Here is a 14,665-nt window from a genome sequence, read left to right as displayed (position 1 = left end):
GCTTATGGGGGTTCAAGAACCGATTCACATTCTGCTGGTAGACGACCGACCGGAAAACTTGCTGGCGCTTGAGGCGGTGCTTGAAAGCCCGCAGTATAAGCTGGTTAAGGCCAACTCCGGCGAGGAAGCGTTAAAATGTCTGCTGAGGCATGAGTTTGCCGTCATCGTGCTTGATGTACAGATGCCGGGAATGGACGGGATCGAAACCGCCAGACTGATTAAAGCAAGGGACAAAACCAAGGATATCCCGATCATTTTCATCTCGGCCACCAGCAAGGAAGCAGAGCATTTATTCGCCGGCTACTCCGCCGGAGCGATCGATTATATGGTCAAGCCATTTATCCCGCAAATCCTCAAATCGAAGATCGCAGGCTTCGTGAACATGTATCTGACGACGAAGAAGCACCAGACACAGTCCATGCAGCTGCAGCAGAAGACGCAGGAGCTGGAGCGGATCAACAAAGAGCTGGTCAAGGCGAAGGAGGCGGCTGAAAGCGCGGCGAAGGCGAAGACGGAATTTCTGGCTATGATGAGCCATGAAATCCGCACGCCGATGAACGGCGTAGTCGGCATGATTGACCTGCTCATGGAGACGCCGCTGTCGGGGGAGCAGAAGGAATATGCGGAGATAATCCGCAAGAGCGCCGATACCCTGGTTACGGTTATCAACGATATTCTGGATTTCACCAAGATGGAATCCGGCAAGATGGAAATGGAGTGCGGGCTGTTCGAGCTGAGAAGCTGTGTGCACGAGGTCTTCAACCTGTTCTCGGCGGAGGCCGGCAAGAAGAATCTGGAGCTTGCGTATTTCGTCGATCAGAGTCTGCCGGATCTGCTGTACGGGGATATGGCGCGCCTGCGCCAGGTGCTGCTCAATCTGGTGTCCAACGCTGTGAAGTTCACCCATCAGGGCGGCGTCTATCTGGTCGTTACCGGCAAAGAACGGAAGGACAACAGACTTGTGCTGGAGTTCACAGTCAAGGATACCGGGATCGGCATTTCACCGGAGAAGCGGGACCGTCTGTTCCAGCCCTTCTCCCAGCTGGATTCCTCGATGACCCGGAAGTATGGCGGTACGGGGCTCGGACTTGCCATCTGCAAGTCGCTGGTTCATATGATGGGCGGGGATATCCGGGTGGAATCCACGGAAGATAAAGGCGCCGTATTCGTCTTCACGATCAATGCCGTATTGCCCGAGCCCGATCCGGACGGAGGCGGCCGTCCCGAGAAAGAGAAGACCTTCCCGTTCCGCAAGGAACACAGACGCCGCGTGCTGGTCGTCGACGATCATCCCATCAACCAGAAGCTGATGGTCAATATACTGGGCAAGCTGGGCTTCAGTGCCGAGGTGGCGGAGGATGGCCGCCAGGCCGCAAGTCTGGCTTTGTCCCGTCCATATGATATGATATTCATGGATATACATATGCCGGTCATGGACGGCCTGGAGGCTGCCAAGGCAATACGAAGCTCCATGAAGCGCGATTCAGGCTCCCCGGTCATTATCGCCATGACGGCCAACGTCATGGACGGGATTCAGGCACGGTGCCTGGCAGCGGGGATGGACAACTATATCAGCAAGCCGCTGAAGCTGAGCAGCATCCAGAATATACTGTCGAGCTATTTCGGCGAAGACGGACTGATTCAGGGACGTAATTCGGAGGTAAACCCGGCCTAATAGTGGAAGTATGTGTATTTCCAGAGCTTAAGTCCCTATTTTTTTGTTTCAAGGACATGCCTTTAGGGTTATTGGTAAAGAAAACATTTAATCAGGAGAGATTGTCTATGAACACACATAAGAGTGACAAGTTTCAGACATCGATCAAAACCGAGAGCAATGTATGTACAGTCTATTTAACCGGTGAGCTGGATCTGTCCGTAGCCCCCGATTTCAGACTTGTGATGGAACCGCTGGTTGGAGACACTTCGCTGGATCTGGTCATTAACATGAAAGCACTGAAATATATCGACAGCACAGGAATCGGCATTCTTCTATCGATCCTCAAAGCCAGACACGGCATGGATGTCAAATTCACCGTGGAGGAAGTTCCGCCGCAAATACAGAAGCTGTTCGACATGACTGGTATTGCGAAGTTCTTCACCTCCCAAGAGAATTCCCACTAGGAAAGGATCGAACAAAGAATGAGTGACGATGTGCAAAAAGTGATGCTCCAACTGCCGGCAAGCGCGGAATATGTCGATATTGTAAGACTGAATTTGTATGGAATTGCCTCGAAGATGGGCTTTTCTTATGAGGATATTGAAGATATGAAGGTAGCCGTTTCCGAAGCTTGTAACAACTCCGTTCTGTATGCTTACGGACAGCAAGACGGAATTGTCGATGTCATCTTTGAAGTAAGCGCGGACGCCCTGTCCATTACGGTCAAAGACGAGGGGGAGAGCTTTGACAAGGCTGACGCGTCCGCCGAACGAATCACCCTGCATGACAAAGAGCTTGGCGATGTTCAGATCGGCGGACTTGGTTTCTATCTGATGCAGGCGCTGATGGATGAAGTGAATGTCGTAAGCGAATTTGGGAAGGGAACGGCTGTGACCCTGACCAAGAAGCTCTATCCTAGCGAGGAGAGAGTATGAATGAAAGAGTGACTCCCCCAGAGTCCATGGACGAATCCGTCTCTCTCATTTGGGAATACCAGCAAACGAAAGACAACGATATTGCAACCGTACTAATTCACAAATACGAGCCGATGGTCAAGATGGCCGCCGGTAAAATCGCCCGCAACCGCCCCGATTTGTACGAGGATCTGTATCAAGTCGGACAGATGGCGCTGATCCGTCTGCTTCAGCAGTATGACATCAGCCTGGGCATCCCCTTTGAACCCTATGCTATGAAGAGCATGATCGGGCATATGAAGAATTTCCTCCGCGATAAATCCTGGTACATACAGGTTCCCAGACGAATCAAGGAAAAAGGTGCTCTGGTTCAGCAGGCTATCGACGAACTGACAGTCAGATTGGAACGGTCACCGGATGTATCCGAGATCGCCAGCTATTTGGATCTGTCGGTGGAAGAGACGGTAGAGGTGCTGGCAGGCCGGGAATGCTACCATTATGTATCGCTGGATTCGCCGCTCTCCCAGGAAGAGACGGGAGCTACGCTTGGCGAACTGATCAGTTCGGATGCGAACGATTATGATACCGTCGAACGGCGGATGGATCTTCAGCAAGCGCTTGGCCAACTGAAGGAACAGGAGCAGAAGGTACTGCTGCTGGCCTTTCAGGAAGGACAGTCGCAGCGGGCCATCGCCCAGAAGCTGGGCGTGTCGCAGATGAGTGTATCGCGTATCCAGAAACGCGCAACCGAGAAATTAAAGCAGATCATGTCCAATTCATCGTATTGAATGGACAAGAAGTGCCTTTCCATACAGAAGGGCCGGCCGCCTCAAGAGAGGCAGCCGGCCCTTCCTTTTCGTGAGAGAGTTCAAGAGAAGCAGGGGTTGTGCGCCGATCTGGCGCCAGGACATCAGCTGCTCGCATCAATATACTTCTTGATCTCCGCCAGGTATTCGCCGATGACCGGCACATTAACGAACAGGCTGACCACATAGCCCAGTATGCCGAGGATGACGAAGGTTCCGAGCGACAGGCCCAGACCGCGGGAGATGCCGGCCATCAGATTGGAAATGATCCGTTTCTTGGGATCGGTATAATTCTCCAGAATGTCCTTGAATTCGGAGCGCTCCAGCGAATCGGCAATTTGATCCAGCCGTGCATTCAGCCGTTTCACCTCATGACGGAGCTCAAACGGATGGTCATCCACTTCGTAAGTTCTCGTGCTTCGGGTTGGGGCTTTAGTTCCCATGACGTATTCCTTCCTTTCTGTGGCCGAGCCGGCCGTTGGATTGAGGAGTTCCCGGGATCGTCCGGACATGGCAACAGCCAGCTGGGTCAGCTGGCCGTTGGCTGAAGAGCAGGATCATGCTGATGCATCCGCGCTTGGATGATGTATAAGACTGTCTGGGACCGCTGCGCGAATCGGCTGCATGAAGCAGCGGCAGCGCTCAGCGGGTGAAGCGGTCAGGAAGAATGGATGGCGTCGGACGCATCCTTGGCCTTGTCGGATAATTCCTCGGACGCATCTTTTGCCTTTGAAGAAATTTCCTCCGATGCGTCTTTGGCCTGATCGGCCACGATAGAGGATGCTGTGCTTACCGTGTCGGCCACTTCTTTGCCGGTCTCCGCGAGCGTCGCGGCAATCTGCTTCTTGCTGTCGCTGACCGTGGACAGCATATCGGAGGCTTTGGATGACACCGTTCCGGCCAGATCGGATGCCTTGGCGGCCACAGTGCTGGCCAGATCCGAAGTCTTGCTTCCGACGGCAGAGGCGACGGATTTCGTCTTACCGGTCACAATGCCTGCGTATTCCTTGGTCTTGTCGGTTGCCGATCCCAATTTCTCGGACAGATCGCTGCGAATTTCACGCCCCGGCTTCGGTGCGAAGAGAAGGGCCGCTGCGGCGCCGATCAGACTGCCGATGAGTATGCCTTTCGCGAAGGTGCCACTGCTTGGTACGGGATGTTCCGTTTCCGATTTATTCATCACTTATCACTCCTTATTGGAATATAGAGAGTTACAGGCAGCTCCTGAGTTCCAGGCGGTGCGCCGCAGAAGTCTGGAGATCAAGCCAGGCGGGAATATGAACAGCGCGGTAAGATAATGTCCGGATTAAGATGGCGAAACTGCCGATAACGCAGCTCTGGCCGCCGATGCTGATCGCCATTCCGATGCTGACGATGATTCCCCGGATAAGCCCGCCTCCTTCATTAAAGGTGAATCGGTAATGGCGGTGAGTTTATCTTACTTCGTATATAAACTTTAGGGTATGGACTGAAACAGTGGAAATGCCCGGAAGAGGTCGAAGGAGAATAGGGGAGAAATATCGGGATAAAGCTCGAAAAACCTCGAGAAAACGCCGTTTTTACCGCTTTACAAAAGAAGGGGGTTGCGGGCTAGATTATAGAGTTCCGGAATCGCTGACCGGGCGGCCGGCGTATATGAATAAGCACAAAGCATCGAGATATAGATTACAGATCATGTAAGGAGAGAACTTTAATGGAGACGATTTTGGTAAAAGAGTTCCGGGCGGGCCTTATGGAATGCGCCCATAGCGGACATATCGCAATGGTGGGCGAGAGCGGCGTGCTGAAGGGCTACGCGGGCGATCCCGGCTTTGTCGCTTTTACCCGTTCGTCCGCGAAGCCGCTGCAGGCAATTCCCGGCATTCGCGGCGGAATAGCGGGCAAGTTCGGCTTCACCGAGGCTGAAATCGCGCTCATGACCGCTTCGCACCGAGGGGAGGACTATCATCTGCGCACGCTGGAGAGCATGGAAGCCAAGACGGGGATTGAAGAGAGCTGCATGATTTGCGCACCCAGCTACCCGCTGGACGAGAGCAGCCATGAGAAGGCGATCCGGGAAGCCGGTAAGCGCAAAGGCTATCATAACTGCTCCGGCAAGCATATGGGCATGCTGTCCTACGCGAAATCCAAGGGCTTCCCTCTTGAGGGATATGAGTCTCCGGAGCATCCGGTTCAGCGGGAAGTGCTGCAGGCGGTCGCCTATATGGCCGGGCTCACCGAGAAGGATATTACGCTCGGGACGGACGGCTGCGGCCTGCCGGTATTTGCGCTGCCCCTGACCGGACTTGCGCTTGCTTACTTGAAGCTGTCCTGTCCGGAACTTGTTGAAGATTCGGCGACAAGACAAGCGGTGAGAGCCATTACGTCCGCCATGCACGCCCATCCGGAGATGGTAGCGGGACATGGCCGTCTGGATTCCCTGCTGCTTGAGGACGATAACATTGTCGCCAAGGGGGGCTTCAAAGGGGTCTACTGCTTCGGTCTGAAGGAAGAACGTCTGGGCTTTGCCTTCAAGGTTCTGGACGGCTCGGAAGAAGAGTGGGGTCTCATTGTACGGGCAATTCTTCAGCAGATCGGCTACCGCAATCGACTGACGCTGAAGAAGCTGGAGGATGCCTTTTCCCAGGAAATCCTGAATGATGAAGGGATGGCCGTAGGCCGGACCGAGCCTGTATTTCATCTGGAATTAATCTGAAGATAGATTGATTAGCCTTAGCAGCGAAGGGGTAAACAAATCATAATTAAGGCGCGATTATACTCGTATTATGCAAAATGCTGACTCAAGTACAAATGCAGAACCCGCCTTGTTGGCGGGCAGGCTTTTTTACATCAAGAGAGTTTGTGCTTATTCGGGTTCCCCGCAAAGTACCTGATCAAGCTTCGAAGTCAAAGCTTTACTTTGGGGGTTATTTACATCTTAGGAGGTGCGCAATTATGATTAAAGTCGTGACTTCTGCTGAAAGGCATACTTCAAATAAAGAGTGGATACACAGTGAGTTCAGCTTCTCCTTTGCTGATTATGACGATCCCGGCAACTCCCATTTCGGCAGCCTGCTGGCGCATAACGACAATGAGCTGAAGCCTCTTCAGGGAATGCACCGTCATCCCCATCATGACCTTGAGATTGTCACTTATGTGATATCGGGGACACTTCGGCATGAGGATGACTTGGGGAACAAGGTCGATCTCCAGGCGGGTTCGGTTCAGATCATGAGCGCCGGCCGGGGAATCCGCCATTCGGAGCAAAATCCATCGGAGACGGAGAATGTACGATTTCTGCAAATATGGCTGCTGCCGAATGCGGCGGGGCTTCCGCCGAAGTGGGACGCCAAGTATTTCCCGCCGGAGCACAGGAAGAACACCTGGCTGAAGGCCGTGTCGGGAGAGGGAGAGGAAGTTGAGGGGGCGCTGAACGTTCGTGAGAACGTGTCCATCTACCTTGCTTCGGTTGACACCGGTCAAGATCTCGTCTTCCCGCAGCGGGAGGACAGGCGGACTCATGTATTTGTCATAACGGGGAACGCGGATATAATCTGCGCAGACGGCAGCTTCTCGCTAAGTGCGGGAGATGCCGCCCGGATTCGGGAATGCTGCGAGATGAGCGTGCTAGGAACCGGCAGCGGCGGTCCGGCCGAGCTGATTCTAATCGATCTTCCATAATATAGCCATTGCGAGATGGAATAAACATCCCCATAACCGGCAGGCCCCTTCGCTCTATCGTCCGCGATACGGATTTCAGAGCGAAAGGGCCTGTTTCTGTAGTGTCGGTTATTTCCGCAGTTGTCCCAGCTCGGAGACGAGCGCTTCCACCTGCGCGATGCTGAGTCTGTCGCTGTCCATTACAACCTCATAAATATCGCGGATATCCTCGTAACGGTTCAACGAAAAAGAGGAAGCCTGCATGGCGGCTGCACTGGCCATCTTCAGTTTTGTTTTGATGCCTTCGATCATATATTCCAGATTGCTCTGGTTCGGAGAAGACAAATCCATGACGATCGCGTCATCCTTTCTGCGCGTTAATCCCTGTATTTTACCATGATCGTCCTGACGGGTACAGATTTTGCCCTGCAGATTCGTTTTATTGTACAATGAAGAATCATGATTACAGGCAAAGGGGGGAGAGCGCGGTTCATGGCAATCAGGGAACAGGGAACCGGCAAGAAGAAGCTTGACGGCGAAGGGCTGCATGTCTTTTTTCGGGAAATCGGACAGCTTCACAAGCCGGAGGAAGTGACCTTCCTGTGCATCGGCACGGACCGGTCCACCGGCGACGCGCTGGGTCCGTTGACGGGCACCCGGCTAGCCGAATACGGATTCCCGCATGTGATCGGCACGCTTCCGTCACCTTGCGACGCGGACAACTTGACGCTCAGGGTCGCCGGGATTCCTGAGGAGCATTTTGTTATCGCCATCGATGCCTGCCTGGGCCCGCATGCGGCCGTTGGATATTACTTTGTATCCAGAGAACCGCTGCATCCCGCGAGGTCGGTCGGGCTCGTACTGCCGGCGGTCGGGCATTACAGCCTGGCAGCCGTGGTGGATGTAAGCGGACCTAAGCCTTACCGGACGCTTCAGACGACGCCGCTTCATCGGGTCATGGGGATGGCCGGCGTTATCGCTGCGGCTGCGGCGGACGGGTTCGGACTTTTATTGCGATGACAGCGTTTCAACCCTCTTCAACCGGATTAATATATTTAATACCTCTGAAATGCAATTTGATAAGGAAAGAAGGAAGCAGTCATGGAGACGGTGCGTTGTGAAGGAAGCAATATTTGTTACAGCGATCAAGGGCAGGGCGAAGTAATTGTTCTGCTCCACGGTTTCTGCGGAAGCTCGGCATATTGGGAGAAAGTGATCCCTCTATTGTCGGGGAGCTACCGCGTGATAGCGCCCGATCTGCGCGGGCATGGCTCTTCCGATGCGCCGCTTGGCGCCTACACCATTGAACAGATGGCGGGCGATGTGCTGTCACTGCTCGATGCGCTGGACATCCCGAAGGTGACGCTGCTTGGACACTCACTCGGCGGTTATATCACGCTTGCGTTCGCCCAGCGGTACGCCTCCCGGCTGAACGCCTTCGGCCTGGTTCATTCCACGGCATACCCGGACAGCGAGGAAGCTAAGGAAAAGCGTCTCAAGGCGGTAGCGACCATTCAGTCGAAGGGGATCAATGAATTTGTGGACGGGCTTGTGCCCGGCCTGTTCGCTCCGGATACGGCGGCCACTTCGCCGGAGCTCTTGCAGCGTGCCCGGGAGATCGGCTACAAGACGCCGCCTTCGGGCGCGGTAGGCACCGCGCTTGCTATGAGGGAGCGTCCCGACCGGAGAGATGTGCTATCCGCGAGCTATCTGCCGATCCTGCTTGTGGCGGGAGAGAAGGATGAGATTGTCCCGCCAGAGAGAATCTTTACGACGAATAGCTCCAACGTCGCCAAGGCTGTCATTCCGGGTGCCGGACATATGAGCATGTTCGAAGCGCCGGAGCAGCTGGCTGCGGTGGTCAAGGATTTTGCGGCGGTTCTGGTAAGATAAGGTGTCTGGTAAGATGAGGTAAGTAAGCGGGAGCACTTCGCCGCTGTTATAAAAAGGCTGCATTACGTACAAGCGGGCGGCGTCTTTCAGAAGACGCCGCCCGCTTGTTGTACGTGTATTTAACGTATTCACCGGAACCGCCGGATGGATGGAATGCAGAGCACCAGCAGGATGGCTGCGATTCCAAGGCCCGAGAACAACCCGATCGTTATGATGCCTCCAATCCGGTCGGCTATCCAGCCTACCGCGATATAACCGATCGGAAGCAGGGCGAAGGAGCCCATCAAGTCCAGACTGGCTACCCGCCCGAACGCCTCCTGCGGCACCAGATCCTGCAGACTGATTTCCCAAATCATCGAGAAGAACATGATGCCGAAGCCCTCCAGCGCGAACAGGGCGATTGCGGTTCCGGCATTGGGAGCGAGGCTGAGACCGAACAGCGCAATTCCGCTTAGCAGCGCTCCGCCGTAAGCGACAAGTCCTCTGTGCTTCCACTCTCTCCGCATGCCGAAGATCAGGCCCGCCGTGATGGCCCCCAGGCCTGAGAATGTAACCGCAAGACCGTACAGATAAGGAGCCCAGCCGTGATGCACCTTGAACAGCCAGGGGATCAGCACACTGGTCACCCCGGTGAAGCAGATGTTGATGAAGCAGAAGGCTATGATTGTAATCCACAGCCAGGGATGGCTTCGCAGAACAGCGATACCCTCCATGAAATCCTGCTTCCAGCGGGTGGGTGGATGCCCGGGCCGCATCGAAGCGGCCGCAGTTCCGGCCCCGGCATCGTCCCCTTCCTGCGCTCCGAGCTCCCGCCGGAGCCTGAGCAGACAGGCGAGAGACAGCAGGTAGGTAAAGGCGTCAAGCCCGAAGCTGATTCCCGGCGGCCAGTGAGTAATGAGCAGGCCGCCGAGAGCCGGGCCGACCAGCCGCACCGCCTGCGTGGTGATCTGCGACAAGGAATTCGCCGCGATCCGGATGACAGGCGTGAAGACGACGGCCCGGACTGCTGCATAAGCCGGCTGAAAAAGTCCGTCGAGCAGGCCGTAGGCTGCCATAAGCAGCAGAAGAAGCGGGATGCTGAGCGCGCCGGCAAGCGAGAGGGCGGCTGTCCCGGTCATGATCAGAAAGCGCAGAATGTCGGTGAGCAGCATGACGGATACCCGGTCGCTGCGGTCCACGATATGCCCCGCGAAGGGGAGCATCAGCACATTCGGCAGCATATAGGCGGCCATGACCACACCCATCGTGGTGGTGGAGCCGGTCAGCGAGTAGACGAGAACCGGCAGAATCACCATCGTGACCGAGCTGCCCAGAAACGAGATCAAGTGGCCCAGCCAGAGGGAAGGGAAGGCGCGGGACAGGGCAAAAGGGGCCGCGAACCGCTGCAGCGGACCGTTCTGCTTCTGCTCGGCGGCTTCCGCCGGCATCATGATTGAGCCTCCTTGTTGCTTTCATTGTCTTCCGGCTCGGGAAGGCGTCCGATTGCCATTTCAATGCCATACTCCCGGCCTTGCGTCGCTTTGGCTTCCCAACTCGTAATAAGGTCCATCAAATCGCGACGAAACGCCTGAAGCTCGGTGTCCGAAAGCGTCAGTCTTGTCGTAAAGCGTTCGACCAGGTCCTCCGGAGGGAACCGGAAGCCCGAGAAGTCCGCCGAGCGGAACCAGGCCGATTTGGACTTGTAAAATTTCTGCATAATCCCGCCGGCAGCTTCCGTGCGCACAAGCTCGAGCAGCCCTCCATCATAGAGCTTTTGAATATGGTAATGGACGTTGCCCGGAGTTTTGCCGAGCCGCTCGGCCACCTGCTTGGACGTCAGAGGCTCCCCGGTCAGCGTCTGGATGATCTTGATCCGCAGCGCGCTCTGAAGCAGTTTCTCCTGTTCTTCGTTAACCGGCAGAAAGGAATCGGAAGCTCTGCCGCGATCCGTAGGGTCATTCAATGTTCGTGCCTCCTTGAGTCTGATAGGTTTGAATTTGGTTATGCTCTGTCCAGTTCATTTTCCCGGATGATTTTCCTCGCCGTAAAATGAACGGCATTGCGCTTCCGCAGGCAGGCAACCCGTGCAGACGGGAGCGCAGCAGGCATGCCGAATGAGTTCCAGATGAGATTCAGATGAGTTCCGAATGAACTCCGGACGAGTTTCAAGTGAGATTCGGAGGAGTTCTGAATGAACTCCAGGTGAGATTCAAACGAGTTCAGAATGAGTTCTGAATGAACTTCAAATGAGATTCAGATGAGTTCGGAATGAACTCCGGACGAATTCCGAGTGAGGTTCAGATAAGTTCTGAATGAATTTCGAATGAATTTCGAATGAATTCCGGATGATAGCGAACTGAAATTCAACATGATCAGGAATCCAGATTGATCGTATTTCCAGATTAAAGCTGTCTTACGCTTTTGTCAATCCTCGCAGGTCAAAGCTTGTCGGAGGCTAAAGTCTGTCATAGATTAAACCTTTCGCAGCTCAAAGCTTGCCAGAGGTGAAATCCTGTCGTAGATCAATGCCTGTCGCAGGTCATAACCTTCCTTCGGCCGTGGCCTTGCCGATCATGAGCGCATTCCGTATCGGAGCGGCGGTTCTGGTGATGGCTGCGTAATGGCCGGGTGGTGGAATTGGCGGTAGGAATAGTTTAAGATAGGCGTGAAGCCAAGCTGTGGGGAGGCGAAAAATCTTGTTCCGTAGAGATTACATCGTCCGGATGATCGAAGACATGACCGGAATGATTGCAAAAGTATTCGCATTGAAGCAGGAGCGCAAGACCACAGAAGCGTTATGGGAAGTTGACGAGCTGATGAATAAGCATTTCCGGCTCAACTCAAGGCTCATGAATTCGCTGTCCGTGGAGGATATCATAGATATGTTCCGCCTCGGCGGAGGCATTGAGAGCGACAAGCTGCAAGGAATGGCTAGACTGATGTACGAAGAGGGCGGGATTTATTTGTCTGGCGAAAATGTAGAGGAAGCCGTTCCCCGGCTGATGAAGAGTCTGCATCTCTATCTGTATGCTGCCCTTCACGGCGCCGACCGCGATCTTCTGAATCTGCCGGAGGAAATCGATGAATGCCTGAATGCCGTGGAAGCATACCGCCTTCCGGCCAAGACGGAGCGGCTGCTGATGGCTCATATGGAAGCCATCGGCCGCTATGGCAAGGCGGAGGATTCGCTGTACCGGCTCAGAGATCATGGGGAGGATGTCGTCAAGGAAGGCGAGGAGCTGTACGATCGGCTGCTGGCTAAAGATCAAGATGATCTTCTTCACGGGAATCTTCCTCTCGAAGAGGTAGCCGAGGGACGCGAGCAATGGCTGCGGCTGAACCAGATGACCAAGGAGATGGAGAAATCATGACACTGCCCATTTATATCGTGGATGCCTTCACCGAACAGGCCTTTGGAGGCAATCCGGCGGCGGTGTGCTTGCTTCAGACGCCGGCGCCCGAAGCGTATATGTCACAGGTGGCCGCGGAAATGAATCTGTCGGAGACGGCCTTTCTCTGGCCGGAGAACGGCGGCGGCTATCGGCTGCGCTGGTTCACGCCGGCCGCCGAGGTGGAGCTCTGCGGCCATGCGACGCTGGCGAGCGCGCATACGCTGTGGGAGAGTGGCGCTCTGCCTGCCGACAAGAGAGCGGAATTCCACACCCTGAGCGGGCTGCTGACAGCTGAACAGAGCGGGGAGGGGATCACGCTCAGCTTCCCCGCTTATGAGCTGAGCCCGGCTGAGCCAATTACCGGACTTGTGTCTGCCCTTGGACTGCAAGAGGAAGACGTAGAAGAATTGTGGCATTACGCCGACAACCTGATCGTTACCGTATCAGACGAATCGCGGGTCCGGAGCATGAATCCGGACTTCACCGCTCTGACCACGCTGCCGCCGCGCGCCGTGGCGGTTACCGCCCGGGGCCTTGAAGACGGCATCGACTTCGTATCCCGCTTCTTCGCTCCGTCGATCGGCGTGAACGAAGATCCCGTTACCGGCTCAGCCCACACGGCGCTCGCGAGCTTCTGGTCAGGGCGCCTGAGCCGCCGGGAACTGACGGCCTATCAAGCGTCCAGCCGGGGCGGGCTGCTCCGGCTTCGCGTCACGGACGACCGGATTTATCTGACCGGCCGGGCGGTGACGGTGATTAGCGGGCAGCTTCATGCCGCTCCCTGAAGCTGACAGCGTATAAGCCCCAAGGCTGAAGCTCCTGTAAGCCCAGGCCGTCCGTTGTCGGGCGGGAATCATTTTACCTATCAAGAAAGCGGGTTATCATCTTGGAATCCCTGAACACATTGATCGAACATATTATGGACGGCCAATCCCTCATTACGGGTACGCTGAGCCAGCTTCGCCGCAAGGAGGGAGCGACGTTCAGCAAAGTCGTTATCAAACCGGTGCAGCTGAAGGGCGGCATGCATTACCAGTTCGCCTATTATACGGCTACCCAGGTGGAGCATAAGAATATTCCTGCCGAATCCGCCGGACAGGAACTGGAACAACTGCTGACGGAAACCTTCCGGCAGGGGCTGCTCTGCACGGCCGAAGCGGATTATCAGGTGCTGCTCAGCAAGAAGGGGAAGGCAACCATGCTGAAGAAGCCGGCGTCGAGGCAGCCTGCTGCGGATTTGTCCCATAACCGCAAGAAGCGGTATGTGCTGGAGGACGGAGAGCCTGTGCCATTTCTGATCGAGCTCGGCATCATGAACGAGAGCGGCAAGGTGCTGGCGAAGAAATACGACAAGTTCCGCCAGATTAACCGGTTCCTCGAAATGGTGGAGGATGTGCTGCCGTCTCTGCCGCAGGGCCGGCCGCTCACCATCGTCGACTTCGGTTGCGGAAAGTCCTACCTGACCTTCGCGCTGTATCATTATTTGGCGGTCGCGGCCGGGCGGGAGCTCAGCATCGTGGGGCTGGACCTCAAAGCGGACGTCATCGCGCATTGCTCGGCGCTTGCGGAGAGACTTGGTTATGACAAGCTTCAATTTCTGGTCGGAGATATCGCGGATTACACGGGGCTTGACCAAGTCGACATGGTCGTCACGCTGCATGCCTGCGATACGGCGACGGATGCTGCGCTTGAGAAAGCCGTCCGCTGGGGCGCCTCGGTCATTCTCTCGGTTCCCTGCTGCCAGCATGAGCTGTTCCCTCAGATTGAGAACACGGTCATGGAGCCGATGCTGTCGCATGGCATCCTAAAAGAACGCTTCGCGGCGCTGGCTACCGACGGCATCCGGGCCAAGCTGCTGGATATTCTCGGCTACCGCACGCAGCTTCTGGAGTTTATCGATATGGAGCATACGCCGAAGAACATTCTGATCCGCGCCGTTCGCGGCGGTGGAGGGGATATAGAGGCGTTTTGGCGCGAGTATACGGCATTTCGTGATTTTCTGGGAGCCGATCCTTATCTGGAGCGGGCCTGCCAGGATTTGCTGCCGAAGGAGTAGTAGAGATAGGCATTGGGTCAAGAGAGTTTGAGTAATAGAGGGGTTTGCCGGATACGGCAGCCCTTTTTTCGTTTATAACGACCAAGGTTCTTTTTCAGAAGCGGCTGTCGCATGATACCTGCCAAGGGATTTCAGGATCTCCAATCGCTAATACCGAGTTGCCTTAACCGGTTCTTTTTCAAAAGGCATGTCGGCATGTCGCTGGGGGCGTAACGTCTATCCTCGGAGAGCGCCTTCGCTATACCGGTTTGGCAAGACGGCGGCTTGGCGACACTAAAGAGGCAAGAGCGGCCGCTTCGGAGGACGAAGGTGATGAGATGAGAATGCAG

General features: G+C 55.3%; 16 protein-coding genes. 11 read left to right on the top strand and 5 right to left on the bottom strand.

Annotation, left to right across the window (positions count from 1 at the left end; genetic code table 11):
- Positions 1-4: 4 nt before the first annotated feature.
- From KIH86_RS20535 to KIH86_RS20520, 4 genes are all read left to right on the top strand, one after another.
- On the top strand, positions 5-1,675 hold the full coding sequence (locus KIH86_RS20535) for a response regulator (RefSeq protein WP_223080718.1): 1,671 nt from the start codon (positions 5-7) through the stop codon (positions 1,673-1,675).
- Positions 1,676-1,782: 107 nt separating this feature from the next.
- Positions 1,783-2,121, top strand: coding sequence for an STAS domain-containing protein (locus KIH86_RS20530; RefSeq protein ID WP_223080719.1), 339 nt, complete (start codon positions 1,783-1,785; stop codon positions 2,119-2,121).
- 18 nt (positions 2,122-2,139) lie between these two features.
- Positions 2,140-2,592 (top strand): anti-sigma B factor RsbW, encoded by a 453-nt coding sequence (gene rsbW / locus KIH86_RS20525; protein WP_223080720.1) that lies wholly within the window; start codon positions 2,140-2,142, stop codon positions 2,590-2,592.
- The gene (locus KIH86_RS20520) at positions 2,589-3,359 is read left to right on the top strand and encodes a sigma-70 family RNA polymerase sigma factor (RefSeq protein WP_038698733.1); all 771 of its coding nucleotides are present in this window, start codon (positions 2,589-2,591) and stop codon (positions 3,357-3,359) included. Before rsbW ends, KIH86_RS20520 begins: the two co-directional genes overlap by 4 nt.
- Positions 3,360-3,481: 122 nt before the next feature.
- On the opposite strand, the gene KIH86_RS20515 is transcribed toward KIH86_RS20520, so the two are convergent.
- Both KIH86_RS20515 and KIH86_RS20510 read right to left on the bottom strand, forming a co-directional pair.
- Positions 3,482-3,820: a DUF5665 domain-containing protein gene (locus tag KIH86_RS20515; protein ID WP_235775518.1), complete on the bottom strand. Its 339-nt coding sequence runs from the start codon at positions 3,818-3,820 to the stop codon at positions 3,482-3,484.
- Between the two features lie 215 nt (positions 3,821-4,035).
- Positions 4,036-4,557, bottom strand: coding sequence for a YtxH domain-containing protein (locus KIH86_RS20510; RefSeq protein ID WP_223080722.1), 522 nt, complete (start codon positions 4,555-4,557; stop codon positions 4,036-4,038).
- A gap of 513 nt (positions 4,558-5,070) precedes the next feature.
- Here KIH86_RS20510 and KIH86_RS20505 point away from each other — a divergent pair.
- The gene (locus KIH86_RS20505; RefSeq protein ID WP_223080723.1) at positions 5,071-6,072 is read left to right on the top strand and encodes an asparaginase; all 1,002 of its coding nucleotides are present in this window, start codon (positions 5,071-5,073) and stop codon (positions 6,070-6,072) included.
- A 239-nt stretch (positions 6,073-6,311) separates the two neighbouring features.
- Complete coding sequence (locus tag KIH86_RS20500; RefSeq protein ID WP_223080724.1) at positions 6,312-7,037, top strand: pirin family protein; 726 nt, start codon at positions 6,312-6,314, stop codon at positions 7,035-7,037.
- Between the two features lie 108 nt (positions 7,038-7,145).
- Here KIH86_RS20500 and KIH86_RS20495 read toward each other — a convergent pair whose 3' ends face one another.
- Positions 7,146-7,367, bottom strand: a complete 222-nt coding sequence (locus KIH86_RS20495; RefSeq protein ID WP_223080755.1) for a DUF1128 family protein — start codon at positions 7,365-7,367, stop codon at positions 7,146-7,148.
- Positions 7,368-7,508: 141 nt separating this feature from the next.
- Between KIH86_RS20495 and yyaC the strand changes: the two genes are divergently transcribed.
- Both yyaC and KIH86_RS20485 read left to right on the top strand, forming a co-directional pair.
- Complete coding sequence (gene yyaC / locus KIH86_RS20490; protein ID WP_223080725.1) at positions 7,509-8,036, top strand: spore protease YyaC; 528 nt, start codon at positions 7,509-7,511, stop codon at positions 8,034-8,036.
- A gap of 81 nt (positions 8,037-8,117) precedes the next feature.
- Positions 8,118-8,909, top strand: coding sequence for an alpha/beta hydrolase (locus KIH86_RS20485; protein ID WP_223080726.1), 792 nt, complete (start codon positions 8,118-8,120; stop codon positions 8,907-8,909).
- Positions 8,910-9,037: 128 nt separating this feature from the next.
- Here KIH86_RS20485 and KIH86_RS20480 read toward each other — a convergent pair whose 3' ends face one another.
- A complete protein-coding gene (locus KIH86_RS20480) occupies positions 9,038-10,336 on the bottom strand; it encodes an MFS transporter (protein ID WP_407672329.1) in 1,299 nt (432 codons plus the stop codon).
- On the bottom strand, positions 10,336-10,851 hold the full coding sequence (locus KIH86_RS20475; RefSeq protein ID WP_235775517.1) for a helix-turn-helix domain-containing protein: 516 nt from the start codon (positions 10,849-10,851) through the stop codon (positions 10,336-10,338). The genes KIH86_RS20480 and KIH86_RS20475 overlap by 1 nt, the downstream gene beginning before the upstream one ends.
- A gap of 733 nt (positions 10,852-11,584) precedes the next feature.
- Here KIH86_RS20475 and KIH86_RS20470 point away from each other — a divergent pair.
- From KIH86_RS20470 to KIH86_RS20460, 3 genes are all read left to right on the top strand, one after another.
- Positions 11,585-12,259 (top strand): DUF6483 family protein, encoded by a 675-nt coding sequence (locus KIH86_RS20470; RefSeq protein ID WP_223080728.1) that lies wholly within the window; start codon positions 11,585-11,587, stop codon positions 12,257-12,259.
- A complete protein-coding gene (locus KIH86_RS20465) occupies positions 12,256-13,065 on the top strand; it encodes a PhzF family phenazine biosynthesis protein (RefSeq protein WP_223080729.1) in 810 nt (269 codons plus the stop codon). Before KIH86_RS20470 ends, KIH86_RS20465 begins: the two co-directional genes overlap by 4 nt.
- A 134-nt stretch (positions 13,066-13,199) precedes the next feature.
- Positions 13,200-14,336, top strand: a complete 1,137-nt coding sequence (locus tag KIH86_RS20460) for a class I SAM-dependent methyltransferase (protein WP_223080757.1) — start codon at positions 13,200-13,202, stop codon at positions 14,334-14,336.
- Positions 14,337-14,665 lie beyond the last annotated feature (329 nt).

Source organism: Paenibacillus sinensis (assembly GCF_019904155.1).
GTDB classification, from domain to species: Bacteria; Bacillota; Bacilli; order Paenibacillales; family Paenibacillaceae; genus Paenibacillus_AQ; species Paenibacillus_AQ sinensis.
This window is presented reverse-complemented; position numbering and strand designations above follow the sequence as displayed.